The sequence below is a fragment of the Streptomyces torulosus genome (genome assembly GCF_001419765.1).
Classification (GTDB): domain Bacteria; phylum Actinomycetota; class Actinomycetes; order Streptomycetales; family Streptomycetaceae; genus Streptomyces; species Streptomyces torulosus.
The window spans coordinates 1-221 of the sequence record NZ_LIRK01000636.1 but is presented as its reverse complement, the minus strand read 5'-3'; the positions used below and the strand labels follow the sequence as shown (position 1 = coordinate 221).

The following is a 221-nucleotide window of genomic DNA, read 5'->3' as shown; positions in this document are numbered from 1 at the left end:
CGGCGGCCTCGGACACCGGGACCACACAGGGCCGTACCGCCTCCCCGTCGAGGTGGCTGGTGCAGGCCTTGCAGACGTCGATGCCGCAGCCGTACTTCGGGCCGCGGATGCCGAGCAGATCGCGCAGCGCCCACAGCAGGGGCAGGTCGTCGGGGGCTTCGACGGTGACGGTCTCGCCGTTGACGGTGAAGGTGTGGGAGGGCACGGGCGGGCTCCTGACC

The 221-nt window shown here is 72.4% G+C and carries 1 protein-coding gene; it reads right to left on the bottom strand.

The genetic code is table 11. The features are described 5' to 3' along the window. Positions 1-205 (bottom strand): (2Fe-2S)-binding protein (locus AOK23_RS36030; RefSeq protein WP_420823780.1); only part of this gene is annotated, 205 nt, incomplete at its 3' end. Positions 206-221 lie beyond the last annotated feature (16 nt).